26 protein-coding genes are annotated in these 26,329 nt (G+C 42.2%); 24 read left to right on the plus strand and 2 right to left on the minus strand.

The window, feature by feature from the left end; all coding sequences use genetic code 11:
- The first annotated feature begins 14 nt into the window (after positions 1-14).
- From cbiE to LJE72_RS02725, 15 genes are all read left to right on the plus strand, one after another.
- Positions 15-1,235: a precorrin-6y C5,15-methyltransferase (decarboxylating) subunit CbiE gene (gene cbiE, locus LJE72_RS02655; RefSeq protein ID WP_229246086.1), complete on the plus strand. Its 1,221-nt coding sequence runs from the start codon at positions 15-17 to the stop codon at positions 1,233-1,235.
- Complete coding sequence (cobI, locus tag LJE72_RS02660; RefSeq protein WP_229246087.1) at positions 1,232-1,969, plus strand: precorrin-2 C(20)-methyltransferase; 738 nt, start codon at positions 1,232-1,234, stop codon at positions 1,967-1,969. Before cbiE ends, cobI begins: the two co-directional genes overlap by 4 nt.
- Positions 1,950-2,744, plus strand: coding sequence for a precorrin-4 C(11)-methyltransferase (gene cobM, locus LJE72_RS02665; RefSeq protein WP_229246088.1), 795 nt, complete (start codon positions 1,950-1,952; stop codon positions 2,742-2,744). Before cobI ends, cobM begins: the two co-directional genes overlap by 20 nt.
- On the plus strand, positions 2,741-3,880 hold the full coding sequence (locus LJE72_RS02670) for a cobalt-precorrin 5A hydrolase (protein WP_229246089.1): 1,140 nt from the start codon (positions 2,741-2,743) through the stop codon (positions 3,878-3,880). Before cobM ends, LJE72_RS02670 begins: the two co-directional genes overlap by 4 nt.
- Positions 3,881-3,906: 26 nt before the next feature.
- The gene (gene cobJ / locus LJE72_RS02675; protein ID WP_229246090.1) at positions 3,907-4,596 is read left to right on the plus strand and encodes a precorrin-3B C(17)-methyltransferase; all 690 of its coding nucleotides are present in this window, start codon (positions 3,907-3,909) and stop codon (positions 4,594-4,596) included.
- Positions 4,593-5,357 carry a precorrin-6A reductase gene (gene cobK, locus LJE72_RS02680; RefSeq protein WP_229246091.1) on the plus strand — a complete coding sequence of 255 codons (765 nt, stop codon included), beginning with the start codon at positions 4,593-4,595 and terminating at the stop codon, positions 5,355-5,357. Before cobJ ends, cobK begins: the two co-directional genes overlap by 4 nt.
- Entirely contained in the window at positions 5,354-5,722 is a 369-nt protein-coding gene (locus LJE72_RS02685) for a sirohydrochlorin chelatase (protein ID WP_229246092.1), read from the plus strand. The genes cobK and LJE72_RS02685 overlap by 4 nt, the downstream gene beginning before the upstream one ends.
- Positions 5,719-6,357, plus strand: coding sequence for a precorrin-8X methylmutase (locus LJE72_RS02690; protein ID WP_229246093.1), 639 nt, complete (start codon positions 5,719-5,721; stop codon positions 6,355-6,357). The genes LJE72_RS02685 and LJE72_RS02690 overlap by 4 nt, the downstream gene beginning before the upstream one ends.
- Before the next feature lie 132 nt (positions 6,358-6,489).
- Positions 6,490-8,034, plus strand: a complete 1,545-nt coding sequence (locus tag LJE72_RS02695; protein ID WP_229246228.1) for a cobyric acid synthase — start codon at positions 6,490-6,492, stop codon at positions 8,032-8,034.
- Between the two features lie 21 nt (positions 8,035-8,055).
- Positions 8,056-9,045 (plus strand): adenosylcobinamide-phosphate synthase CbiB, encoded by a 990-nt coding sequence (cbiB, locus tag LJE72_RS02700; protein WP_229246094.1) that lies wholly within the window; start codon positions 8,056-8,058, stop codon positions 9,043-9,045.
- Positions 9,046-9,190: 145 nt separating this feature from the next.
- Positions 9,191-10,591, plus strand: a complete 1,401-nt coding sequence (locus LJE72_RS02705; protein WP_229246095.1) for a cobyrinate a,c-diamide synthase — start codon at positions 9,191-9,193, stop codon at positions 10,589-10,591.
- The gene (locus LJE72_RS02710) at positions 10,588-11,151 is read left to right on the plus strand and encodes a cob(I)yrinic acid a,c-diamide adenosyltransferase (protein WP_229246096.1); all 564 of its coding nucleotides are present in this window, start codon (positions 10,588-10,590) and stop codon (positions 11,149-11,151) included. Before LJE72_RS02705 ends, LJE72_RS02710 begins: the two co-directional genes overlap by 4 nt.
- Positions 11,151-12,068 (plus strand): GHMP family kinase ATP-binding protein, encoded by a 918-nt coding sequence (locus tag LJE72_RS02715; protein WP_229246097.1) that lies wholly within the window; start codon positions 11,151-11,153, stop codon positions 12,066-12,068. The genes LJE72_RS02710 and LJE72_RS02715 overlap by 1 nt, the downstream gene beginning before the upstream one ends.
- A 4-nt stretch (positions 12,069-12,072) precedes the next feature.
- Positions 12,073-13,194 carry a pyridoxal phosphate-dependent aminotransferase gene (locus LJE72_RS02720; RefSeq protein ID WP_229246229.1) on the plus strand — a complete coding sequence of 374 codons (1,122 nt, stop codon included), beginning with the start codon at positions 12,073-12,075 and terminating at the stop codon, positions 13,192-13,194.
- A 629-nt stretch (positions 13,195-13,823) separates the two neighbouring features.
- On the plus strand, positions 13,824-14,627 hold the full coding sequence (locus LJE72_RS02725) for a methyltetrahydrofolate cobalamin methyltransferase (protein WP_229246098.1): 804 nt from the start codon (positions 13,824-13,826) through the stop codon (positions 14,625-14,627).
- 237 nt (positions 14,628-14,864) lie between these two features.
- Here the strand turns inward: LJE72_RS02725 and LJE72_RS02730 are convergent, their stop codons facing one another.
- A complete protein-coding gene (locus LJE72_RS02730; RefSeq protein WP_229246099.1) occupies positions 14,865-15,758 on the minus strand; it encodes a CobW family GTP-binding protein in 894 nt (297 codons plus the stop codon).
- A gap of 552 nt (positions 15,759-16,310) precedes the next feature.
- Here LJE72_RS02730 and LJE72_RS02735 point away from each other — a divergent pair.
- The 9 genes from LJE72_RS02735 (at position 16,311) to LJE72_RS02775 (ending at position 25,510) form a co-directional block, all read left to right on the plus strand.
- Positions 16,311-16,943, plus strand: coding sequence for a corrinoid protein (locus tag LJE72_RS02735; protein WP_229246100.1), 633 nt, complete (start codon positions 16,311-16,313; stop codon positions 16,941-16,943).
- A 29-nt stretch (positions 16,944-16,972) separates the two neighbouring features.
- Positions 16,973-18,373, plus strand: a complete 1,401-nt coding sequence (locus LJE72_RS02740) for a methyltransferase MtaB domain-containing protein (RefSeq protein ID WP_229246101.1) — start codon at positions 16,973-16,975, stop codon at positions 18,371-18,373.
- A 272-nt stretch (positions 18,374-18,645) separates the two neighbouring features.
- Positions 18,646-19,965, plus strand: coding sequence for a PocR ligand-binding domain-containing protein (locus LJE72_RS26460; RefSeq protein ID WP_229246102.1), 1,320 nt, complete (start codon positions 18,646-18,648; stop codon positions 19,963-19,965).
- A 29-nt stretch (positions 19,966-19,994) separates the two neighbouring features.
- Positions 19,995-20,639, plus strand: coding sequence for a cobalamin B12-binding domain-containing protein (locus LJE72_RS02750; protein ID WP_229246103.1), 645 nt, complete (start codon positions 19,995-19,997; stop codon positions 20,637-20,639).
- A 19-nt stretch (positions 20,640-20,658) separates the two neighbouring features.
- A complete protein-coding gene (locus LJE72_RS02755; RefSeq protein WP_229246104.1) occupies positions 20,659-20,868 on the plus strand; it encodes a hypothetical protein in 210 nt (69 codons plus the stop codon).
- Positions 20,869-20,974: 106 nt separating this feature from the next.
- On the plus strand, positions 20,975-22,399 hold the full coding sequence (gene cls, locus LJE72_RS02760; RefSeq protein ID WP_229246105.1) for a cardiolipin synthase: 1,425 nt from the start codon (positions 20,975-20,977) through the stop codon (positions 22,397-22,399).
- A 248-nt stretch (positions 22,400-22,647) separates the two neighbouring features.
- Positions 22,648-23,160: an RNA polymerase sigma factor gene (locus LJE72_RS02765; RefSeq protein WP_073030201.1), complete on the plus strand. Its 513-nt coding sequence runs from the start codon at positions 22,648-22,650 to the stop codon at positions 23,158-23,160.
- Positions 23,157-24,464 carry a DUF4349 domain-containing protein gene (locus LJE72_RS02770; protein ID WP_229246106.1) on the plus strand — a complete coding sequence of 436 codons (1,308 nt, stop codon included), beginning with the start codon at positions 23,157-23,159 and terminating at the stop codon, positions 24,462-24,464. Before LJE72_RS02765 ends, LJE72_RS02770 begins: the two co-directional genes overlap by 4 nt.
- Before the next feature lie 197 nt (positions 24,465-24,661).
- Positions 24,662-25,510, plus strand: coding sequence for a YitT family protein (locus tag LJE72_RS02775; RefSeq protein WP_229246107.1), 849 nt, complete (start codon positions 24,662-24,664; stop codon positions 25,508-25,510).
- Between the two features lie 12 nt (positions 25,511-25,522).
- Here LJE72_RS02775 and LJE72_RS02780 read toward each other — a convergent pair whose 3' ends face one another.
- Complete coding sequence (locus LJE72_RS02780) at positions 25,523-26,248, minus strand: polysaccharide deacetylase family protein (protein WP_229246108.1); 726 nt, start codon at positions 26,246-26,248, stop codon at positions 25,523-25,525.
- Positions 26,249-26,329 lie beyond the last annotated feature (81 nt).

Consider the following 26,329-nt stretch of genomic DNA (forward strand, 5'->3'; position numbering starts at 1 on the left):
AAGAGGGGTAAAGTATGTTACAGGTGATCGGTATCGGCCCCGGAAGGCCGGAATGGTTGCCCCCTGCGATTATTGAACTGGTGAAAAACTGCGAAATTTTAATCGGAGGGTCCAGGGCTCTTAAACTCTTTCCGGATTTCACAGGATATCAATATGTCCTATCCGGCAACTTGTCCAGCAGTGTAGATGTGATCAGAAATGCACTTCAGGAAAAGAAGGTTGTGGGGGTTCTCGTTTCTGGCGACCCTGGTTTTTTTAGTTTTTTACCCAGGCTAAAGAAGGAATTCCCCGAGGAGAATATCGACGTTCATCCTGGGATCAGTTCTCTTCAATTTGCGTTTGCCAGAGCCGAGCTTCCTTGGCAAGAGGCGATTTTTGCCAGTGTCCACGGCCGAGAATTATCCGTATTGCCACAAGTGATAACTCGCCCGACAGCGGTCTTAACCGGTGGGGAAAATACTCCTCAGAAAATCGCTCAATTTTATTTGGAACGCGGCCATAATCCGAAAATTTCCGTTGGGAATGCCCTTGCTTATCCAGAGGAATTTTGGGCAACAATGGATGCAGAACAGTTAGTTCAGGAAAAGACCTTTTTAAAGAACGCTATTGTTATTCTCCATCCACATTCCCATCGGTATTCCACTATACAGGGCAGCGAGCCCAGGCTTGGAATTCCAGACGAGGAGTTTTTGCGGGGCAAGGTACCGATGACAAAGGCGGAAATTCGAGTTCAAGTACTCGCCAAAGCCCAAATTTCTAAATTCGATAATGTCGTGGATATTGGCGCCGGTACAGGGAGCATTAGTATAGAAGCCGCAGGGCTCGCTTCTGAAGGGGTTGTATACGCAATTGAACATAATCCGGAGGCGCAAGAACTCATTCTTACTAATCAACATAAGTTTAACGTTTCAAATCTTCGCTTGATTCCCGGAGTTGCACCCGATGTCTTCGGAGAGCTTCCCCCTGTCGACGTTTGCATTATTGGCGGGAGTAATGGGCGTTTAGCTGAAATATTAAAAACAGTTCCTCTTGTTGAAGGAGGAAGAATCGTGATCACAGCAGTGACGATCGAAACAGTGGCTCAAGGGCTGAAACTTTTTACAGACAATAATTATCAAGATATTGACACTGTTTCAATTCAAGCAGTTCGGTGGAAAGCAGTACAAACTCTGCATATGGCTCAAGCTTTGAATCCAATCTTTATAATATCAGCAAGAAAAGGGGAAGCATCATGAATACAACATGGGGAAAATTCTATGGAGTAGGGGTAGGTCCCGGTGATCCTCAGCTCTTGACATTGCAAGCCGTTGATGTCCTTCATTCAGTCGATCTGGTAGCTATCCCGAAATCCAAGCTGGATAGAGAAAGTGTTGCCTGGGATATTGCCAAAATTCATTGTCCCTCCAATGCTCGCCTTGTCGAACTTGAAATGCCCATGACTTCAGATCCGCAGGTTTTAGCTAAGGCTTGGCAAGATGGAGCACAAACTATTCTGGCTGAATTGAAACAGGGTAAATCTGTCGCCTTTATCACATTGGGTGATCCTTCACTTTACAGTACTTATAGTTACTTACTTAACATTCTCCAGGAGGAGCTTCCTCAGGAATATATTGTAACAGTACCTGGAATTACGGCTATGGCTGCAGCCGCCGCTAAGATTAACCTGCCCCTGGCCACAGGAGATGAGCCTCTGCTTATCTTGCCAAGTACGGAAGATGTTGGGGAGTTCCTTAATTTCCCCAATTTAGTGTTAATGAAAGTCTCCCGCAGACTTCCTGAAATTTTGACCCTGCTTGAAGAACGCGACAGAAAAGCAGTCTTATTGACTCGCCTCGGACAATCTGGCGAGAAAATTCGCTGGGAACCTAAACCAGAAGATTTTAATGCGGATAAAATTGATTATCTCAGTTTATTGCTCGTCAAAAAAGATTTGTTGGGGAGGGAAAACAGTGAGCCAGAAAAAAACTAGCAGTGAAGGTGAAGTAATCTTCGTCGGAGCTGGTCCGGGGGATCCTGAACTAATTACGCTTAAAGGATCTCGCGCCCTGGAGAGAGCGGACCGCGTGATTTATGCCGGGTCCTTAGTCAATCCGGAATTGCTGGGATTGTGTCGTCCCGGAACCCCTTGTCATGACAGTGCCCATCTCACCCTTGAAGAGGTGATTACTCTGATGTTTGAGGGAAGCAAAAATGGAGAAACGATTGTCCGGCTCCATACAGGTGATCCCAGTATGTATGGAGCAATTAAGGAACAATTTGAGCATTTAGATAAGCGAGAAATACCCTATTCCGTCATTCCTGGGGTTAGTTCAGTCTTTGCCGCTGCCGCAGCGGTTAAACGTGAATTTACCCTGCCTGATATCAGCCAAACCCTGATTCTTACCCGTATAGCTGGGCGTACTCCTGTTCCAGAGCGTGAAGCACTGGCCAAGTTAGCACAACATCAAGCCAGTATGTCAATTTTCCTAAGTGTTCAGGACATGGGATCTGTTGTCCAGTCTTTGCAGGAAGGCGGTTATCCTATCTCGACGCCTATTGCTGTGGTTGCAAAAGCGAGTTGGCCAGATGAAGAGATTCTCTTGGGAACCTTGGAAACCATCGTAGAAAAGGTTAAAACAGCAGGAATTCGAAAACAGGCTCAAATCCTTGTCGGCGATTTTTTAGATCCAGCTAAGGGATACGCCCGTTCAAAGCTCTATGACCCGACTTTTACACACGAATATCGGCAAGGGACAGATAAGTGAACAGGAATCTTGACAGGGACACTGACGCAGACGTAAACACAAAAAGTAAAGCAGCTCTTGTGACTTTAACTGACCGTGGGTTAGATACAATCCTGCGTATTGGAGAGGGTCTTCCAAATGCCATTGAAAGAGAATATTATCTTCATGAGAAGGTGCTTAATCAAGGCAACTATCATGGAGATTCACAATCCTCCCAAGGTTTTAAAATTAAATCATTTTCTCGTTTGAGCGATATCATTCCCAGCCTGTGGCAAGAGTTTTCTGTTCTTATCTTTGTTATGGCTTCAGGAATCGTCGTACGTCAAATTGCTTTATTAATAGAAGGGAAAGACCGAGATCCAGCAGTTCTGGTTTTAGATGAGGAAGGAAAATTCGTGATTCCTTTGCTTTCAGGACATTTAGGCGGCGCAAATGCTTGGGCCCATCAGATCTCTGAGCAAATTGAGGCTGTACCAGTAATTACGACAGCCACGGATGTGAGGGGGATGGTGGCACCGGACGAATATGCCCGCAGGTATGGATGGAAAGTTGAACCTGTCGATCATTTACCGGCGGTCAACCGCTTACTTTTAGAGCAAAAACAGCTTAATGTCTGGGCAAGTTATCCGTTGACGCCCGAGCATGAAACATGGGTTAAGGATACCCATTATTGCTTTTTATCCGAAAAGGAAAAGAATCAAGCGAATGTCATTATTGATGCTTTTCCAAACTCAAATATTAAGGCGGATTGTCTGTATTTAGTGCCACCAATTTTAAGTATAGGAGTGGGGTGCCGCCGAGGGGTTGCCAGCGATGTCATTCTAGAGAGAATCAAGCTGGCAATAGAAGAGCTCGGAGCGTCCCTTAAGGCTATCTCGGGAATCTATAGTATTGACCTTAAATCCAATGAAGTGGGGCTGATTGAAGTTGCCAAATACCTGGGGGTTCCGTTTCGAACCTTTCGAGGAGATGAGTTGCAGTCAGTTAATCTTCAAGAACAGTTAAATCGATCAAACTTTGTAAGCGAAAAGATAGGAGTGGACGGTGTATGCGAAGCAGCGAGTTTATTGGGAGCCAAAAGGGGTCGGTTAGTACTTCCCAAGACCAAGGGGCAGGGGGTAACAGTGGCAATCAGCATAGAAAACTCTACGTCGTAGGTCTCGGACCTGGAGACCAGGATCATATGACATCAAGGGTTCAGTCAGTATTAAATGAAGTTGAATACATCGTGGGATATAAAACCTACATAGACCTTATTCGATCCTTTATAACCCATCAACAAATTGTTGCAACGGGGATGCGTCAAGAGATAGATCGTTGTCGGGAAGCCATTCGTTTAGCTGCTGAGGGACATCGAGTAGCTGTCGTAAGCAGTGGTGATGCTGGTGTCTACGGTATGGCAGGGATTATTATTGAATGTTTGGAACAAGAGAACCTGCTGGATTTGCCCTTGGAAATCATTCCTGGAGTGACGGCAGCCTCTGCGGCAGCTTCCATGTTAGGCGCTCCTTTAATGCACGATTTTGCCGTGGTTAGCTTAAGTGATCTGCTGACTCCTTGGGAAGTTATCGAGAAGCGAGTTCGCTTAGCAGCCGAGGGAGATTTTATCTTTGCACTTTATAACCCGAAAAGTAATGGTCGACCTCATCACATTGAGACTGTTCGGGAAATTATTTTACGTTACCGTCGCCCTGATACCCCTGTTGGCTTGGTTCGAGAAGCCTTACGAGGTGAGGAGTCGAGCGTAGAAATCACCACACTGGCTGATTTCACGAATCATCCCATTGATATGCTCACGACGGTCATCATTGGAAACTCTCAAACCCGGATTGTTGGCCCTTATATGGTGACTCCTCGCGGGTATAAACTGTGAAACTTCTAGTTTTAGCAGGGACTGAGGATGGGCGTGACTTGGCAGATACTCTAAAACAGCGCGGTCATCAGATATTAGTCTCTACCCTAACTGCCTATGGGGCAGAATTAGTACAGGAACACGGCTTGCAGGCTCGTTCGGGAGCGATGGATGCCGAAAGTCTTACAGATCTTCTAAAAGCTAATTCCTTTGCAGCTTTAGTGGATGCAACTCATCCCTATGCTGTGCAGGTTAAAGAAATGGCTAAAAAAGTTTGCACGGATTTAGGGCTGCCATACTTGCGTTGGGAACGCTCTGCATTGAAGGTAGACGATCATCCTCTTATTCATTGGGCGGAGGATATACCCGATGCCGTTGAAATTGCATCGAAACTAGGAAAAAACATTCTGCTCACGACCGGAAGTAACGGCTTGCCCGATTGGGTATCTCATCCTTTGCTGAAGGATAAATTGCTTTATGTCCGCGTGTTACCCACTTCTCAGGTATTAGCCCGTTGCGAATCATTTGGCTTAAAACCCAATCAAATCGTAGCGGCTCAAGGTCCCTTTTCTCAAGAGTGGGATGAAGCGATGTTTAAACAACTAAAGATCGATGTCGTGGTGGCCAAAGAAAGTGGAAAAGTTGGCGGAACCCATGAAAAGATACAGGCTTGTCTTAACCTAAACCTGCCCTTGGTTCTTTTAAAAAGACCAGTACCCGAAATGGCTTCAGATAGTCAAACACTTACTCAATTTATTAAACATATGGAGGAATTGATATGAAATCAGAAATTATTATCTTAGGGCACGGCAGCCGTCGTGCAGAAGCTAACCAAGGACTTTTAGAGGTTGCCGAAAAAGTGAGCCAGTTAATGGGACAGACGGTAACCCCGGCATATATGGCTCATGATCACCCGAGTCTGCCTGAAGCAGTGGAAGCAAAGATTCAAAGCGGAGCGGCTCATATTGTCATAATGCCACTCTTTCTTTTCCGCGGAATGCACGTAACGGTAGACATTCATGAGGAATTGCGTGAAATTCGGGAACAGCATCCTGAAGTTGAGATCATCTTTACCAGAGAACTGGGAGCCGATGACGGGATTGCAAGCTTGGCCAGCCTTCGCATTAAGGAGGCTTTGGGCGAATGACAGCAGACTTCATTTTAGACCCGGGCCAAATTGAAACTGAAAGTATGCGTATTATCCGGGCTGGATTAACCTGTCCCTGGCTGGAAGCGGACTACCCAGTGGTGGAACGCATCATTCATACAACCGGGGATCCTTCATTAGAGTCTTCGATTGCGATTCATCCTGAAGCAATTGCTTGCGGTCTCCAGGCTCTGAAAGAGGGGGCTAAAGTTATTACTGACGTAGAGATGGTTCGGGCAGGAATTTCCAAGGAGAAACTCAAGTCATTGGGCGGGAGTGTGGAATGCTTCCTAAACTCTCCAGGAGTTTCCGAACAAGCCAAAGCTTGGGGAATTACACGCTCGATGACCGCTTTTCGTATGAATGCAAATCGTCTGCGGGGTTCAATAGTGGCAATCGGCAACGCACCAACGGCTTTAATCGAGGTCTTACGCTTAGCTGAAAACCCTGAGACTCGACCTGCATTGATCGTGGGAATTCCTGTTGGTTTTATTGGAGCGAAAGAGTCTAAGGATTTATTATGGGAACACCAAGAGTTCCCCTCGATTACTGTGCTCGGAACCCGAGGAGGAAGCCCCATCGCCGCAACCGTGGTTAATGCGCTGATTTATACGGTCTTAAAACAACTTAAATAAGTTACTTCACTCAAGGGGACATATAGAAACTTCAATATAAATCATATAAACTGCCGCTTATGAAGTGATTCGAGATAATACGAAAGTTATTGCGTTATAAAGCACCAGCTTAAGAAAAGAGGGTGAAAAATGATGTCTTCAAACAATCAATTGACGGCCAAACTCATGATCCAAGGAACCTCTTCAAGCGTTGGGAAGAGTGTCTTGGCTGCTGCTTTTTGCCGAATCTTTTACCAAGAAGGATACCATGTAAGTCCGTTTAAGGCACAGAATATGGCCCTCAACTCATTTGTAACAGCGGCAGGTGGAGAGATGGGCAGAGCTCAAGTCGTTCAGGCCCAAGCAGCTGGAGTAGAACCTGAGGTGCGCATGAACCCAATTTTACTGAAGCCAAGTGGACCAACGGGTTCTCAAGTTGTCATTATGGGCAAGTCCCAGGGTAATGTGACAGCCTTGCGTTACCATGGTGAGTATCAACGTATGACCTGGCCGTATGTAACTGAGGCTCTTCACGGATTGCTCAATGAGTATGAAATAGTAGTTATTGAAGGGGCGGGAAGTCCGGCTGAAGTCAATCTTAAGTCAAACGATATTGTAAATATGAGAGTGGCTATGGAGGCAGCTTCACCAGTCCTACTCGTTGCAGATATTGATCGTGGCGGGGCTTTAGCTTCTGTTGTAGGGACCTTAGAATTAGTGGAACCTGAAGAGAGAGCCATGATAAAAGGTATTATTTTCAACAAGTTTCGCGGGGAAATAAAGCTTCTTCAACCTGCTTTAGATTTTATAGAGGAAAAAACAGGAATCCCGGTAGTTGGAGTTGTTCCCTACTTTAAGATTCGTATCCCAGATGAAGACTCTGTTGCTTTGAGCGAAGCAGACGAAAAACCCAGAGTTTCCTTAACGGAACAGTTGGACGTTGCGGTGATTCGCTTACCCTATATTTCAAACTTTACAGATTTTGATGCACTTCAAGATGAACCGGATGTTTCTGTACGCTATGTCACAGATCCGGCAAATCTGGGGAAACCAGACCTGGTGATTATTCCTGGCAGTAAAAATACTCTTGCTGATTTACGATTTCTTCATGAAAGCGGCATAGGTGACAACATTCTTACACTTTGTACGGAAGAGATTCCTGTCATAGGGATTTGTGGCGGCTATCAAATGATGGGTCGCTTAGTAAAGGATCCGCTGCATACAGAGTCCGAGCTTGAAGAAGTAGCGGGACTTGGTATTCTGCCGATGGTGACGGAATTTTATCCTCAAAAACATACTGTTCAGAGTAAGGGGACCATCTTGACGGATCAAGGATTCTTTAAGGCTTGCACTGGAGAAACTGTGGTGGGCTACGAAATTCACATGGGGCGATCCACATTAGATGAAGGGCATTTACCCCTGTTCAATTTAACTTCAAACGGAGAATCAAATCTTGATGGTTTACAGGCAGGGAATTCTTATGGATCCTATTTACATGGGATTTTTGATAATGACAGCCTGCGGGCCTCACTTTTAAATTGGCTCTGGGAGCGCAGAGGGTCTAAGAGACCTGTTGAGGCGTCACTCTCTCAGGCTGCGCTCCGTGAATCAGCGTTTAACGAATTGGCGGATTTAGTCCGTCAAAATGTGGATCTGGAACGGATTCGAGCCATTATGGGCTTAAGGGCAGATTCTTAGGGAAAGACCGGGTAATTAAATATGATAGAAACGCTTTCTTCAATTTGGGCGGTTCTTCCGATTACTGTTTTCATAGGGTTTATACTCGATCAGCTTATTGGAGATCCACGTAGCTGGCCACATCCAGTCGTAGGAATTGGCAAGGGGATTAGCATTTTAGAGAGCAAACTTAATCTAGGTCCCCCGGAGATCCGTCGCCGTAACGGCGTCTTGCTAACTATATTGATCGTGGGTGGAAGTTATCTATTTACCTGGGGTGCGATATCCTTAGCGAACATAGTTCATCCCATACTGGGGGTTGTCTTCAGCGCTTATTTAATTTTTACAACTTTAGCTGGTAAATCTCTTTTAGATGCTGGGCAAAATGTCCTTATTCCTCTGTTGAAAAGGGATTTGAGTGAGGCTCGAACCCAGCTTTCTTGGCTGGTCAGCCGTGATACGACGAATCTTTCCGAGGGAGAGATTGTCCGAGGAACGGTTGAAACCCTGGCAGAAAATTTTGTGGATGGGATTTTATCTCCCCTTTTTTACGCGGCTCTTGGCGGTGCGCCCTTAGCGATGGCCTTTAAAGCGGTCAGTACTTTAGATTCCATGGTCGGCTATAGGAATGACCGTTATGAAGAGTTTGGCTGGTTCTCTGCACGGACGGATGATTGGGCAAATTATCTTCCGGCACGCTTATCTGTACCGATTATACTCCTGGCTGGAAGGTTAAGAGGAATGCCTGTCAATCATGCCTATCAGATGTGGAAGCGAGATGCTTCTGGTCATCCCAGCCCCAACGGCGGTAATCCGGAAAGTGTGGTAGCAGGGTTGCTGGGCATTCGCTTAGGTGGAATCAACATCTATCATGGAAAGCCTCATCACCGAGCAGAGATGGGAGATGTACTCCATCCAGTCAATGCCACTGACATTGTTCATTGCCGTCAGCTGGTGCAAACAGCGACATGGTTGTCCCTTATACCTACTCTATTTGTAGCTTATATAGTAACTACTTATATAGCAATATGATATGATTAGTTTTTAACAAGCTCGAGGTTCGATGGGTGAAGGAAATAAAAAATGGACGGAAAGCCCCGTGGTGCCGAGTGTACTTAAGCCTGGGACTTCGAACCACGAACCACGAATATCGAACATCGAATTAGGGGGATACTGCATGAAAATTCCACGGATCGTCCTGGCAGGAACGCATAGCGGAGTGGGAAAAACAACCCTTGCTACAGGTTTGATGGCAGCTTTAAAAAAACGCGAGCGTCCAATCCAAGGGTACAAGGTTGGACCGGATTACATTGACCCCAGTTATCATGCGGCAGCGACGGGAAGAGCTTCCCGCAATCTTGACCGCTGGCTGTTGGGCGATAATCTTCCTTCCGTTTTTGCTCAAAGCTCTAGAGACCATTGGGCAGTGATCGAGGGTGTCATGGGCATGTTCGATGGAATGAGCGGAACCGCAGGTTTTGGGAGCACCTCCGATGTGGCAAAACTTCTCGACGCTCCCATCATCCTCATTGTTGATGCATCTTCAATGTCTCGAAGTGTCGCGGCACTTGTGCATGGATTTAGCTCATACGACCCGCAAGTTAAGCTGCAAGGAGTTATACTTAACCGCGTAAAATCTTCCGCACAGGAAAAAATCCTGAGAGAAGCCCTTAGTGAGATCAAGATTCCAGTTCTCGGAGTCCTTCCCAAAGAATTGTCACTACAACTTCCCGAACGGCATTTAGGATTAGTTCCGGTAGGGGAAGGCGGACTCTTAGAAGGCTTTATCGAGACTCTTTCAGAGTTAATAACCGACCACATTGACTTGGATCAAGTCGAAAACATAATGCTCGGTGCTCCTGAATTTAAGGAACCTGTTTTGGCTAACGAAACTAAGAAAACTATCACGTGTTCGGCCCATAATTCTAATAGTAAAATTGAAAAGTTCAGGCTGGGCTTGGCTTGGGATGAAGCCTTCCTTTTTTACTACCAAGATGCTTTAGACCTTGTTGAACACTCGAATGCTATAATCATACCCTTCAGCCCATTGCACGATCACTCTATCCCTGAAGACCTGGATGGAATTATGTTGGGCGGGGGGTTTCCCGAACTGCATCTTAACCGCTTAAGTGCAAACATCTCATTTTTAGATTCTTTGCGGGAATATGCTGCGAGTGGCAAGCCAATCTATGCTGAATGTGGAGGATATATGTACCTTGGCAAGTCCATTAAGGATTTTGAAGGAAACGAGTTGCCTATGGCTGGCCTAATTCCTATGAAGGCCGAAATGACAAAACGGTTACAGGGTATAGGATATCGAAAAGGAGTCTTTCGTGAGGATAATTTTCTCGGTCCTCGAGGGACTGCAGTTCAAGGGCATGAATTTCATTATTCACGGGTGGTCTATGATAAGGATTATCCTCCTGCTTACGAACTATTTAAAGGAAATCAAGCGGACCGAATGGAAGGGTATACCCGGGATAATATTGTGGCTTCCTATCTGCACCTTCATTTCTCAGGGCATCAAGAATTGCTCGATCATTGGTTTGCTTCTCCTTCCGGGAGAATTGGAGTATGATAACAGTCTATACTGGTCAGGGCAAAGGAAAGACCACTTCAGCCATCGGAGAAGCAGTGCTTGCCTATTCCGAGGGGAAACGAGTTTTAATGGTCCAATTTCTAAAGGGGAGTACTTACAGCGGCGAACTTGCAGGACTTAATCGCTTAGGAATTCCTCTCATACAATTTGGGGTAGGTTGTCGCTGGTCGGGGATGATTCGTACTGGTTTGAAACACTGTACAGGATGTGGTGAATGTTTTCGTCAAAACCGCAATCCGGAAATCGCTGTAGAGCTAGTTCAACAAGCCATTAGTTTTGTGGCAGAGGAAATTGAGGCGAACATTTATAAGGTTATCATCTTAGATGAAATAAGCCATGCGTTAAATCGAGGTTTTCTTGACTTGAATCAATTAAGAGAACTCTTGTCGACTGAGTCTTCCCGGCACCTGCACTGGATTCTTACCGGTCGGGAGATGCCCGTTGCCTTAGAATCATTGGCAGACAATTGGTGGGATCTAAACATGCTAAAACATCCTTTCTCTAAAGGGGTTAAAAGTCGTAGGGGGATTGAATATTAATGGATTTCGCAGTCGGGTTGGCCCGGTGTCCGGGAACATGTGGAGAATGGGTACAAGGGGCTCGGAGAGGAGTTCCTTTTCTTATAGATTGTCCCATTGATCGATTTTCTGAGGCTAGGGTGGCATTGAGCATGCATGATTCTGGCTGGGACCTTCCTCTAAATAAAATTAAAGCACTCCAAGTACTGGAGTTACTGAAAAAGAACTTAGGTCTTCCTAGGCTGGGTGGTAAGGTGAAATTTTTCCATCAACTTCCGGAAGGGAAAGGAATGGCAAGTTCTACCGCCGACATTACCGCCGTGGCTGCAGCGACTTTGATTGCCCTCGGAGAAGATCCTGCTCCAGCACGCTTGGCTGATTTAGCGTTGAAAATTGAACCGAGCGACAGTGTGATGTTTCCAGGAATTACAGAAATAGAACATGTTCAGGGTCATAACCACCGCTTGCTGGGGTCCTCAGTACCTGCCCTGTTTTTGGCCTTGGATTGGGGGGGGACGATTGATACCGGAATGTTTAACGCACGCCCAGGGTTAGCAGAACACTATCGACGTTACGAAAGTGAAATCAAGAGAGCATATAAATTAGCCTGTGAAGGAATAACTGAAGGGGATTTAGAAAAACTGGCCGGTGCAGGAACGATCAGTGCAAAATGCAATCTGGAGATAAATCCTAAATCCTTCTTCGAGCCCTTCTTATCATGGGTGCGTCAAAAGGGTGGACTTGGTGTGGTAACTGCCCACAGCGGGACATTATTAGCGGGGGTCTTTCCGCAAAGTGGATTATTCAATTATGACGTGTGTAGGAACTTGCGTTTTGAAGCTCAACAACTGTTTAAACCTGCCTACATCGATCTCTTTAATAGTCACTCGGGTGGAATCGTTGCCACTAAGATGGAAATTAATAAAAATACGGGGTGATGCTATGCACGGTGGTAATCTTCGCAGAGCCAAGGAATTGTATGGCTTGGAGTCTTTTATCGATCTCTCGGCAAATATTAATCCATTTGGACCTCCCGATGGAGTTTGGGCTTCCTTGCAAAAAGGCATGGCGGATATCATAAACTATCCAGACCCTGAAAGCCTTGCCTTAAGAAGGATACTCTCCAGCCACCTGGAACAGCCAAGTGAAACAATAATGGTCGGAAACGGTGCAGGTGAATTGATATTCACCATCGTACAAGCCTTGAAACCCAAAAAAGTTGCGATTCCTATTCCGACATTTAGTGAATACGAACGAGCTGCACGATCGGTTGGGGCTGAAATAAACTATATCTCGCTTGGCCCTAGGGGCTGGGCATCGTTTAATCGAATGGATGAAGAAAGTAATAGTTCTGACGAAGAGAGTTTCAATGATAAGATTTGGATAGAACTCCTTAATGGATGTGATTTACTCTTCCTTTGTTCCCCCCATAATCCGACCGGCAGTGTCCTTGAGAAAAACACGTTTGAAGGAATTTTAAGGTTAACCAAGGCAATGGGATGTAGAATTCTCTTTGATGAGTCTTTCCTTGATTTTTTACCGGACGAGTATCGCCAGTCCACTCGAGGCTATTTGGGTGATAATCAGCATCTAATTGTTTTATACTCCTTAACCAAGTTTTACAGTATACCGGGTTTGCGTCTAGGCACTGTCTTTGCACATCAAAGCTTAATTTTTAATTTTGAGCAATACCGTGATCCCTGGTCCGTAAATGTTCTTGCACAACATGCAGGTATAACAGCGCTGGAGGATTTAAGGTATCCGGATGAAGTGCGAGAGAAATTAAGGGAGAGCAGAGCGTATTTTTATCGGGAATTTGACTTAGGCAAGTTTTCGAAGCTGAAACTTTGGCCGACTTCCGTAAACTTTGCTTTAATTGAAATTTTAAATCAAGCACCAGAAGAATTGATTGAGCATTTAGGCCGTTCAGGAATTCTTGTACGGAATTGTGCGAGTTTTGCTGGTCTGCCTGGGAATTTTATTCGTGTCGCGATCAAGGATATCTTTGTCATGCAACGGTTAATTGAGGGTTTGAAAGGATGGAGCGGATCTACGAATCGATGATAATCTTAGGAGATTAAGAGCTTTTAAATTAATCCGAAAAATAATTAATCTATTAATATAAAAGTATTTTTTTTGGCACTTCCGTAATGGAGGTGTCTTTTTGTATATATAAAAATGAGAATCTTACTATTTTTTTCGCCTCAATATTCAAATAAGAGTTTGGGCAATCCCGACAGGGTGGGAGCCTTCTTTTTGGCTTATCCCACAAATATACAAAGCTGTCGATTTGTGGGATAAGCCCGGCCGGGTCTGACGTTAACTATTTGGTTTATGATACATCGTTTTTTAACTCCATGTACATGGCTTTTGATGCCAAAGGCTGTTTTGTTATGCACATATATTAGGCAAAACTACCCGTAAATCCTTGCAAAATCTTGACTTTTCGATAAATAAGCAAACCTAATTAAGTTGGAAATCCAATAAAAATAATTGCCGACCCTATTTTATTGTTAAGATACATCAATTTAAAGCAAAAAAATCCCTATGATACTAGTTAATTTAAGACTAAAATTAGAAATATGAAGAATATTCAAAAGAGTATAAAGTCATTCCGCACCACAAGAAATGGTGAAACAAATTCCTGAGTTATGGGTCAAAAAAATCTCGACAAATAGAGGAGGAACTAAAACATGTTAGTTGTTGGCGAATTAATTAATGCGAGTCGTAAAGCGATAGGAGAAGCGATCAAAGCTCAAGACGCAGAATACATTGAGAAGGTGGCAAAAGATGAGTTTGAAGCCGGAGCAGATTATATAGATGTCAACGCTGGAATCTTTGTCGGTAAGGAACCTGAATACCTGCAATGGCTCGTGAAAACGGTTCAGGGGGTTGTCGAAGCGCCTTGTTGTCTAGACAGCCCTGATCCAAAGGCTATTGATGCTGCCCTTTCTGTGCACAAAGGAATCGCCATGATAAATTCAATCTCACTGGAAAAGGAACGTTATAATGCTTTAATCCCTGTTGTTGCCGGAACGGACCTTAAAGTTGTGGCACTATGTATGAGTGACGATGGGATGCCTGAAACAATGGATGCTCGGTTGAAAATTGCGGAAAAACTGATTGATGGACTTGTCAAAAACAATGTGCCCTTAAATAATATTTATGTGGACCCATTAGTTCAGCCAATCTCTACCAACAATACGTTTGCTGTGGAATTTATTAATTCTGTAGAAGCGATTATGACACGGTTTAAAGGAGTTCATACAATGTGCGGATTGTCGAACGTATCCTATGGCTTACCGGTTCGTAAATTCATGAACCATGCTTTTGCAATTATGGCCATTGGAAAAGGATTAGATGGTCTAATTATTAATCCGTTGGACAAGATGATGATGGCAAGTTTAATTACAGCTGAGGCGCTAGCAGGACGTGACAACTACTGCGTCAAATACCTTAAGGCTTTCCGAAATAAGCAATTTGATTTCTTAGAGTAATTCTATGACAGTATAAAATAGGCTGTAACAACCTGATATTGTTACAGCCTATTTTAGGTGTATAGGTTTTGATTTAACTAAAGAATTATTGCATTATAGATAGCAAAAGTGAAACTTTTCTTTTTGTCATCCCATTAAAGTAATCCCAAAGATCCAATATCAAGTAGTAACGTAATAGAGGTTGCAGATTGAGATCTAAAAGTATCCCAACTGCAAAAGAAGTAATGGTTATGGTTGTTATTTAAAGGCGGCAGTTAGATCTTCTTTCAGTAAATTGTTGCCTATAAAGCTTACAATACCAATCTCAACATCTGGTGATTCCATTATGGAATATTGCCCATCTACATAATTAAATTCAAGGTAATGAGTGCCCGAACAAAGGATCCCTTTACCTCGAATCACATCTCCGAATCCACCTTTTTTACAGGTTGCGAGAATCTGTTTCAATTGTTCTAAACTTACGATTCTAGAAGTATTAAGTCCCAACGAATCAAAGTCATGGTTAAAGGCCTCTTTGGAAGCCTGTAAAAAGCAATTCGATTTTCCATTGATTAAAAATTTGATATCCTGATTAGATAATTTGGCCCAATCCTTTGAGATAATATGGGCAGTCTCGTTTAAAGTTTTTAACCCTTGTTCTATTAGGCGAATTTCATTATCATCTAAGAACTGAGCTTTACTTATAACCAAAGATGAGGCATGTAGGATTTGGCTTTTGTAGAAACCTGAGTAACTCTGTATATGCTTTGTAAAATTCTGAGCATCCACAACCGTAGTTACTGAGTTAATAAAACATTTGCTGGAAATTTCAATATCCTTAAATATATCTAAAATTTCACCCAAAATAAAAATGCCGGAGGGCTCAAAAATGATTCGATCGATTTCTTGACTCAATAAGTGTTTAAGAGTAAGAAGAAAATCTCCCTTTAGTTTACAACAGATACATCCATTTGATAATTCATAAACCTCAAACCCTTCAATTTCTAATATTTCGCGATCCACATTAGCTTCGCCAAAATCGTTTTCAATCAAGACGATTTTTTCACAAGTATCCAGTGAATGCAGGATTCTCTTAACTAAGGTTGTTTTACCTGCACCTAAAAATCCAGAAACAATATCAAATTTGACCATAAATCTCATCCTCCTATGAATCCTCAATACCTTGCTCATCTAAGTAAGCTTAATGATAATTGAGCAAGTATACCATGGATTATTCTGTGTTTTTGGGGATTTTTCAATTCGGTTTACTGAATAATCTTAATTTAGTAGGTGAACAGAAATAATACTTATAAAGCAAATTACTTTGAGCTCTCAATATTAGACAAAGAAGTATAACTAACCTTTCTATAGTTATATTTGCTCAGTGAACTCGTTCAGCTAAAGCTGAACACCCACTTACAAGAAGTGGGTGTCTACTTTGAATTGATAAATATACTGGTTAGGATTTATCAAGATAAAACAAGATAGTCCATGGTAAAGAGAGCCTCCAAAAGACTACAATATTATTAATAACACTAGTCAAAACATTTAGAACATTCAATCAACAATAAACATAGATCTATAGATGACTATGTAAGAGAGGGGAGAAAATGGGAAGTGTTTCTTTGAATAAGCAATCCTCATAATGACCCTAATGAAAATATACTAATTATAATTTAAATTTGAAATTTTAGGAGGATATACATGTTTGATTTTACAGGATTAAGTAATGCCGTAATAGAAGGTGACAATGACCAAGTGCAAGCAAAAGTCAATGAAGCTATTAGTGCAAATGTGGATCCACTAGCTATCATTAATCAAGGACTTATCGGGGGTATGAATGTAGTTGGACAACGTTTCAAAGTTAATGATATGTTTGTACCAGAAGTGCTGATGTCAGCACGCTCCATGAATGCAGGTATCGAGCTGGTTAAGCCTTTACTGGCCGGTGGCGAAATGACCAATAGAGGCACGGTCATTATAGGAACTGTCAAAGGAGATCTACATGATATTGGAAAGAGCTTAGTAGGTATGATGCTTGAATGCTCAGGCTTCAAAGTTATTGATCTGGGTGTAGATGTCTCACCTGAAGAATTCATCGCTGCAATCAAGGAGAACGATGGAAAAATTCTAGCCCTTTCAGCCTTACTTACGACCACGATGCTCTCCATGAAATCAACAATTGAAGAGTGTGTAGAACAAGGTATGCGAAACGATATTAAGGTCATCATTGGTGGTGCACCAATTTCACAGGAATTCTCGGATCAAATCGGTGCAGATGGTTATGCTGGGGATGCTGCAGCAGCGGTGGAACTAGTTGCTAATTTATTGCAATAATAATTAAATAATGAATAGGAGGGACTATTGTGGCTAGTCTTCAATTTAATGAGCTTGCCTATACAAATTTAGATGAATTTATATACGGTCATGCCAAGAAACCAGTAGTTTGTAGCAATGGAATGGTCATTGGAGGAGGAACAGTATATCCAGAAGTAAACTTAACACTTCCAACTATGTTAATCGATACAGAAACCATGCCGAAAGTACTATCCCAGTATGAAGAAATGATTCATGGTATTTGTTCGAAAGCTCACGAACTTCTATCACCTGGAATTATCATAGAAATTGAACTGCTTCCTCCGTGTACCTTCAATCCTCAATGGGGAATTGATGTCACTAAAGTTGCAAAGGGAGTAATGAACGAATACTATTCAAAATTCGGGTTAAAGAGTCTCTTAAGAATGACAGTTGTCGATATTCGTGAAGGTAAGACCCTTACTCATATGTACAAAGGTGAACATTGGGACAATGTTATTAAAACATTTAGAGGGTGTGCTGAAGCTGGTGCTGACTTTTTGGCAATTGAATCGATAGGCGGCAAGCATCTCCACGATGAAGCAGTAATGAACTGTGACCTACCTAGAGCATTGTTTTCTTTAGGGGTTGTCGGCTGTCGAGATATGGCTGTTTTATGGGATGAAATTGTAAAAATTTCGACTGAGACAAACTGTATCCCTTCAGGGGACACAGCATGCGGCTTTGCCAACACCTCAATGGTCATGGCTCATAAAAATTTTATTCCGAAAGTTTTTGCTGCAATTGACAGAGTTATGTGTGCAGTGAGAACATTAGTTGCAGTAGAACGAGGTGCTTTGGGACCAGACAAAGATTGCGGTTATGAAGGAGTTTATCTTAAAGCAATTACTGGTATACCCATCTCCATGGAAGGAAGAACTGCTGCCTGTGCTCATTCGAGTTCAGTGGGAAACATATCCGCGTGTTTGGCTGATTGCTGGAGTAACGAATCTGTTGAAAACGTAAGATTGTTGGGCGGGATGGCTCCTACTGTCTATACTGAACAGCTTATCTACGATTGCCGACTAATGAACGTGGCCTCAGCACGTGGATTTGCTCATGAAATGAGAGATATCCTGTCGGAATCTGATCGAATGTATGACCCCCAAGCATATATCTTAGACCCTGGCGTAGTTATAAAAATCAGTCAAGAGATTGTTAAAGGCAAGACTCACTTTGAGCGAACGAAAATCGCCGCTTCTGCCACAATTAAGGAATTACGAAGCGCTTTCCAAGACGGCTTACTACAACTAGATACTAAGGAATTAAAGTATCTTGATATTTTTGAAAAACAGTTAAAGTTAATGCCTAATGATGAAGCTGAGTTTACACAATTCATGATCAAAAACAGTACTTTAGATAAATTTGATCCTGCAAAGTATGATTTTAACTTTAATGCTGTTGCCAAGTAAGCAGAATTAATTCAGATATTTGTTTTAAAATAATCTTTGGCACCCTTGCCTCTAGCTGGTTAGGTATTAAATCCCGGCGGAGGCTAGAGTGCCCCTTTGAATTTTTTTATTTATAAGTTTATAATAGTTTAAAGAAAATATTTCCATATGTTATAATAATATTATTAAATTGATATCCAACCTAATCCGCATTTGCTTCCATAAACTTGTGTTCAGGAGTGAAATAAGTATTTGCACACTTTAAAGTGTGAACTTGCTTTGGAGGTGGTAATGTGAATCAAGGAGACCAGAATCAAGATAAGAAATTACAGTGGCTCGAAAAATTAGTGGATCGAAATCTTTTGGATAAAATGCTTTGTTCATTTTCCAAATCTACTGGATTAAAAGCAATTCTCGTCGATAACAAAGGAAATACACTAATTTCTACTGACCATGCCATCAAGGACTGTAACTTTTGTGAAATGATAAAATCCGATAGTAATGGTGCAAAAAAATGTCAGCGTTCATATGCGCGTGCTTGCACAGAGGCATCTAAATATGGTGAACCTTATATTTTCCGCTGTCATGCCGGCTTAATAATGTGGGCCGCACCTATTTTATTAGATGAGTATGTTGGCTCAATTATTTGCGGTCAAGTACTTATGTGGGAGCCCGAAGACTATTTTCTAGAAGAAATTGAGGAAATGGTGATGGGACTTAATATAGACGTAGCTGCAGTCAAATGGTCAGCTGCTCAGTTAGAGATTATGTCAAGCGATAGAGTGCAAGCAGCAGCAGACCTGTTGTTTGTCGTGGCAAATCAAATCATGCAAAGCGGTATGACTGTCTTAGCGCAAAGAAGGGAAATAACTGCCCAACAGGCTAGATTGGCTGAAGAAATCCAAGCTCGCAAACGTGCGGAAATCGCCATGGGTACGATTGAGTCGAGAATCATCAGCAGTAATTCCTTAGACAAAGAACAAGAGCTTAAGTCTATGGTACGAAATGGGGAGAAACAAGCAACTGCACAACTTTTAGAAAAATTATTAGTTGATATTATCGCCAAAAATTCTAATCATATTGGTACATTAAGAACTAGAATAATGGAGCTCGTTGTAATTATCTCAAGGGCAGCCGTGGATGGAGGCGCAGAGTTAACTGAAATTCTAAAACTAAATGCCTTATTTCATCAGGAATTGCTGGAAATCACTTCTCCTGATGAACTCTGCCTGTGGGCAAAAAATATGCTGGAAATATTTATGAACTATTTGGAAACTAATAAAAATCAGAAAAATCTGCTGGCAATTCAGAAGGCTGCTGAATATATTCGAAATAATTATCGGAATAAGCTGACAATAGATGATATTGCCCAAGCAGTTTATCTTAGTCCGTGCTATGTTAGTAGAATCTTTAAGCAGGGTTTGGGTTGTACTTTAATGGAATACCTCACACAGGTACGGGTGGAAGAAGCTAAAACAATGCTGAAGAATCCGAAATATAACGTAATGCAAGTTGCTGAAGAAAGCGGTTTCGAGGATCCCGGCTACTTTACTAGAGTTTTCAAGAAGCTTGAGGGAGTTACTCCCAGTCGGTTTAAACAATATGCCTTATAACGAAAAGTACCGAGGGGAGTGAGCTAGGATTGGTAACTTCAGAATTAGAATTAGAGTCAATAACGAGAGCGCTGATCAAAGGGCAAGCCAACCGTGTTAAGACACTTACTACGTTAGCAATTGAAAATGGTGTCACGCCACAAAGGATTTTTCAAAATGCACTACTACCTGGCATGCAAGTTATTGGCATGCAATTTAGAGATAATACAATTTATATTTCAGATGTACTAATAGCTTCAAGGGCTATGCATGCGGGTTTACACGTCTTAAAACCTATCCTGTCAGATCCTCGGCACTCTTCACTAGGTAAAGTTGTAATCGGTACTGTAGCCGGGGATTTACATGATATTGGCAAGAATTTAATCGTCATGATGTTTCGCGGTTCTGGCTTAGAAGTAATTGATCTTGGCATAGATGTCCAGACTGAGGATTTTGTGGAAGCAGTTAACGAACACCAACCAGATATTTTAGCAATGTCTGCAATGCTCACGACGACCTTAGCTATGATGTCTGAAACAATTAGAGAACTTGAACGTCTTAAACTGCGTGGCGGTGTCAAAATAATTATTGGAGGAAATCCTGCGACACAAGATTTTGCCAATGCAATTAATGCGGATGGTTATGCTGTTGATGTTTTTAAAGCTGTTGATTTAGCTTTGAAACTGGTTCAATAATTAATTGAATTATTGGGGAATGTTAAAAACAACAAAGTTGAGGGTTGTTGGTCAGTCTGACTTAAAGCATTGCATTATTGGGTGTAAAAAGGTTGTTGAACCGATTGATAAGAGAATTGTTATGACCAAAACAATTCTTTTTTTTGTTTTAAAATGGATCTTTGGGGTGGCGGAATGGTTTCTGTTTCTAATATCTGTTGCAATGTTAAGTAAAGTAGGGGCTACATAAATGGTTTCGATTAAGACTATTAATGAGTAATTCTGGAGATAACTAGACTCTGTGAAAGAGTCTGAAAATAGTGATGCATTGATAAACTAAGAAGGTCGGTGATACAATGATATGGTACTTTTTAATACTTATAAACCTTCTTCAGGTTATCTTCCTTTGGACGGCAATAGTCTTAGAAAATCGAACTCCCGGAAATACAATAACTTGGCTTTTCATACTTGGTCTCCTTCCTATACTTGGGTTCATCCTTTACATAGTATTTGGGCGAAAAACCCGAGGACCTTTGTTTTATGCTAAACATATCCAAGATAATTCATATAAACATTGGATTAATGAGCAGCAAATAAACATTAAGAGTGGAGATTTAAATCCAAATACTAATTATGAGTTAAAATTGGTCAAGCTTCACTTAAACTCAGGCTATGCTCCTTTAACGGTTCATAATCAAGTGGAAATCCTTTTGAATGGTGGGGAGAAATTTCAAGAATTATTCAATTCCTTAGAAAGTGCAAGCCATCACATACATCTTAGCTATTATATTTTTAAAGACGATGAAATTGGTGCAGATGTCTTGAAGATCTTAAGTCGTAAAGTTACTGAGGGAGTAGAAGTTCGTGTCCTGCTGGATGGAATGGGAAGTCTTTCTGTTTCAGGTGGTTTTATAAAAAGTATGCGTGAGGCAGGAATTTTGGCAGAATGGTTTTTCCCAATTCGCTTTCCCTATATTACTTCTCAATTAAACCTGCGTTATCATCGCAAAATCGTTGTCGTGGATGGCAGTACCGGTTTCATGGGAGGGCTTAATATTGGTGATGAGTACTTATCTCGCGACTCAAAACTAGGTTTCTGGCGTGACACACATTTAAAACTAGAAGGAGAAGCTGTCTATACCCTCCAATCCATTTTCTTGAATGATTGGTATTTTGTGACTCGTCAGGAGGTTAAAGGGGAACGTTATTTCCCTGAAACAAAAATCAAACAGCATCTCCCAATTCAAATATTGGGGAGCGGACCAGATTCAAGATGGACATCTGTTCTGCAGAGCTTTTTTAGCGCAATCACAATGGCGACTCATTGCATTTATATAGAAACTCCATACTTTATCCCTGATGCAAGCTTAATCATGGCCTTAAAAACCGCTGCTCTCAGCGGTTTAGACGTACGGCTCCTTGTCCAAGGAATCCCAGAACACAAACTGACGTTTCTTGCTATGAATTCATATTTTGAGGACTTACTTCAGGCGGGTGTAAGAATTTTCGAATACATGAAAGGAACTCTTCATGCCAAGATTTTAATGATAGATAATCAGCTTACTTCTGTAGGATCTGCAAATATGGATTTGCGGAGTTTTCTCCTGGATTTTGAGGTTAGTGCTTTTATCTATGACTCAACAATTGTCGGAGGTTTATTGAAAAATTTTGAGATGGATATGAATGAGAGCAGGGAAGTCATTCTTGAAAAGTTTCAAAAACGCTCAGTCATAGAACGATTTAAGGAATCGAGTGCCCGTGTGTTTTCACCGCTTTTATAGCAGATTTTCTCTTTTAAACAAAAGGATACATCTTAGTACGAAAAACGACAGGGTGTATTTTTTTGTTTTTAGAAAAAAATTTATGGTTAGGGTGTCAGATGAGGCAGAGAGAGTACGTCTATTTAAATGTAAATCAAGTCATGGGTTTAACTCCTATATGCTTCCGAAATCCTATGGTATGATAGTTTTTGTGTAACTCAGATAAATAAGAATGTAATAAAGAGAGAAGGCAGGAGGCTGACGACGAGGTGGAGGCCAATTCGACCTTTGATGAGACCTATGAACTTTTATTTCCATTGATCTACCGATTCGTTTCGATTCGAATACCTAAGCCAGATGTGGAAGATGTGACCGCAGAAATAATCGTGAAAGTGTGGCGCGGTCTGCCAAATATGGAAAAAAAGACGGCTCTTAAGTCTTGGGCCCTAAAAATTGCGACTCATCAAATTGCAGATTATTACCGAAGTCATAAACGTACCCCTGTGATGACCCTCGAAGATACGCCGTTACCCATGACGCAACAATCCGATCAAAGTGAAACCTGGGCAACCCTGTTAAGTGTTAAAGAAACCTTGGCTAAGCTCTCTCCTCAACAGGTTAACGTTATCCAACTCCGATTAATTGAAGGTTTCAGTGCAGGAGAAGCGGCAGAAATCTTAGGAACAACACAGCAGGCAGTGGACAGCCTTCTATACCGAGCTAAGAAAGGGTTCCGAAAAATCTACCAGGGGAACCTGGACAGAGGAGGCAGAGTCCGATGAAAAGATTTTTTTATAAAACGGATCTCACCGCACTCTGGGAAGAGGATGGTGATTTGCAACGTATGAAAGGTTTCTTCCAAACGATTGAGGCAGATATAGAGGGTAATGAGCAAATTAAGCAGAGTGTGAAGCAAAAGGCTCTTGAAAAAATGACCGGCATTGAAGATTTAAAAGAGCTTCATGTTGATGTGAATATTAACGAAAAGGAAAGTCTAGCTCAACGATTACGTTCAAGACTGCTCACTATGAGTAATTTTGGTCATTGGAAACTAAGTCTTTCTGTGGTTGCGCTGGCATTCTTCGTGATCATTGGGCAGGAAGCTATGAATGGTTCATTGAACATTTTTCCACGCATGGGGAGCACTCAGAAGTTAGCCCAATCGACAGGAAGCCCCCCGCAGGCTGCGGATTCAAAAGGTTCAATGGAAAGGGGCGCTGATAGTAATGCTAAAATAAAAGGGGCTAATGACACCTTAATAGCAAATGAAGAAATTATTGAATCACGATCACTTCAGAAAGATTCGCTATACAGTGCAAATAGCTCTTCAGATATGCGTAAAAATCTTGAAATTTCTCCTGTTTCGCCAGATCAACCAAGCGTTTCTCCCGCAGATACCGGGGTTTCTCGGAAAATTATTCATGATTTAGACTTAACACTTGAGGTGGCAACCATTAAGGATACGGTGACGCAAATCAGCGAAGAGGTAAAACAACTGGGAGGATATGTGGTCATATCTCAACAAAGCGAATCAGATTATCATTCATCCGCGCAGTTGACGGTTAAGATTCCCGCCGACAAGCTTGCTGGGTTGCAGGATACCCTTTCTGCTTGGGGTAAGGTGCTCGAACAACGCTTGCAGGCCAATGATATAACTAACCAATACTATGATTCCCAGGCACGTTTACAAATTTTAGAGGCTGAAGAGAAACGTTACCTCGAAATCCTTGACAAGTCGACAACTATTGAGGACGTGCTTAAAGTGGAAAACTCACTGAGCAACGTTCGTCAACAGATTGAACAATTAAAGGGTCAATTAAAACTTTGGAACCATCAGGTAGACTACTCCACGGTAACCCTTCAAATCGTTACTCGCCAAAGTCCAAATCTCAATGTCACGAACCCGTGGCAACCGATTTCTTGGAGTGAAACCTGGAAAGCGGCAGGGGATGCTATATTGAAAACTTTGAGCAGTACCTGGAATGGACTTAATTATCTGGTAGTGGGGATAGGGTATGCCTCCCCTTACCTTTTAATCGGTGCCTTGAGTTGGATACTATATCGGGTATGGCAAAAGGGTAAATAACAGTAATTGTTCGGCAATCTCAAGGAGGGCTTAGATCTGCAGATAAATGCATGTCTAAGCCCTCCTTGTATCGAGTCGGTCTGGAACCTTAAGTCTTGGTGCCAGTAAGTTTCTATATTGTGACTCGACTTTACGTACAATATATATGTCTGTATAATGAAATGTAATCTGTAACCAAAAAAGTAGGGGGCATTTATTTGAAACTTACAAAGCGATCAAAGTCTATTGGAGAGATTATAGGGATTGGTGTCGGTGCCATCCTTGCCGCTTATGGAATTCAAGGCTTTATTGTCTATTCCGGTTTGAGTGGAGGCGGCGTCGGTGGAATTGCCCTGCTCCTCTACTACACCTTTAATCTTCCGATTGGGATCGTGACATTTATTCTAAATGTACCGTTATTTGTTTTAGGATGGAAAGAAGTTGATAAACAGTTCGTTTTTAAAACCATATGGGGATTAGCGATTTTCTCTATCTTTCTGGACTTATTTAACGGCATTCAACCTTTCGATTTTAACGACATTTTTTTAGGGGCTCTCTATGGAGGGGTCATCTCAGGAGTTTCCTCAGCTATTGTTTTTCGCTTTGGTGGCAGCCTGGGGGGCACCGATATCGTCTCTAAAGTCATTCAACGCAAGTATGGAGTACCTATGGGCACCTCAGCTCTAGCTATCAACGGGGTCATTATCTTGATATCTTGGGCGGTACTTGGCCCGAAAGCAGCACTCTATACTTTGGTAATGCTGTTCGTATATGGCCGTGTCCTTGATCTAATCGAGAGCGGCGTGCCAGCAAAGTCAATTACCATCATTTCAGATCGATCCGAGGAACTCGTCGCCCGAATTATGGTTGATTTAGGACGGGGGGCTACGTTTTTACATGGCAGAGGTGCTTACTCTTGTGAGCCGAAAGACATTGTTATTTGTGTCGTAAGTCTGCCTGAAATAGGCCGTCTAAAACGAGCTGTGCGGGAAATAGATCCTCAAGCCTTTATAATTATTCAAAATGCCGGAGAAGTTTTCGGAAGCGGATTTATTTCTAATGAGTGAGTTAATGCATTATTACTTTGTTTCTGAATCCAAGGTTTTAAGTTCACTCAAAGTAGCTAAGCGATAACCGCGAGCTCTCAAAGCATCAATAATGGGACCTAGTGATTTTACTGTTTGACTGCGTTGATAACCTCCGTCATGCATGAGGATAATTGAGCCTGGGAAAACATTTTTGACAACATTGTCCACAATTTGTTTTACTCCTGGATTTTTCCAATCTTTGCTGTCAACGCTCCACAGAGCTACGACATGGCCATTTCGGTTAGTGGTTTCCAGTTGAGTTTTTGATACGAACCCGCCGGGAGGACGATAAAAATATGTGTGGTAGCCTGTTGCAGCATAAACTGCTTGATCTGTTTGATTCATTTCTTTAACTAAATGGCGTTGTTGATAATCATGGTTAAAACCATGATTTCCAACTTCATGTCCTTCTTTTACTAAGCGCTTTAATATGGCAGGGTTCGATTGTGCCGCCTTCCCCAAAACAAAGAATGTGGCCCGCACCTCCTTTTCTTTTAGGATATCCAGTATATCGGGGGTATCGATTGGATCCGGTCCATCATCAAAGGTAAGCGCTACAACCTTTTCCGGGGTATTTGCCATATAGTAAGTACCGGGAGTCCGAACCAAAGAGGGGGTTGTCAGCGTAAATTGAGTTATAGCCAGAATCCCCCCCACAGTGAACAGAAACAATAATCCTAAGAGCAGTTTTCGCCGAGATAAAACATAAATACGCACTGTCCATCACCCCCAAGTCGCTTCTATAATACCTATGATGAACAATGGGTTACATGCATTCTGCGCTCTAAACTATTTTAA

The organism is Desulfosporosinus shakirovi (assembly GCF_020595055.1).
GTDB lineage: Bacteria > Bacillota > Desulfitobacteriia > Desulfitobacteriales > Desulfitobacteriaceae > Desulfosporosinus > Desulfosporosinus shakirovi.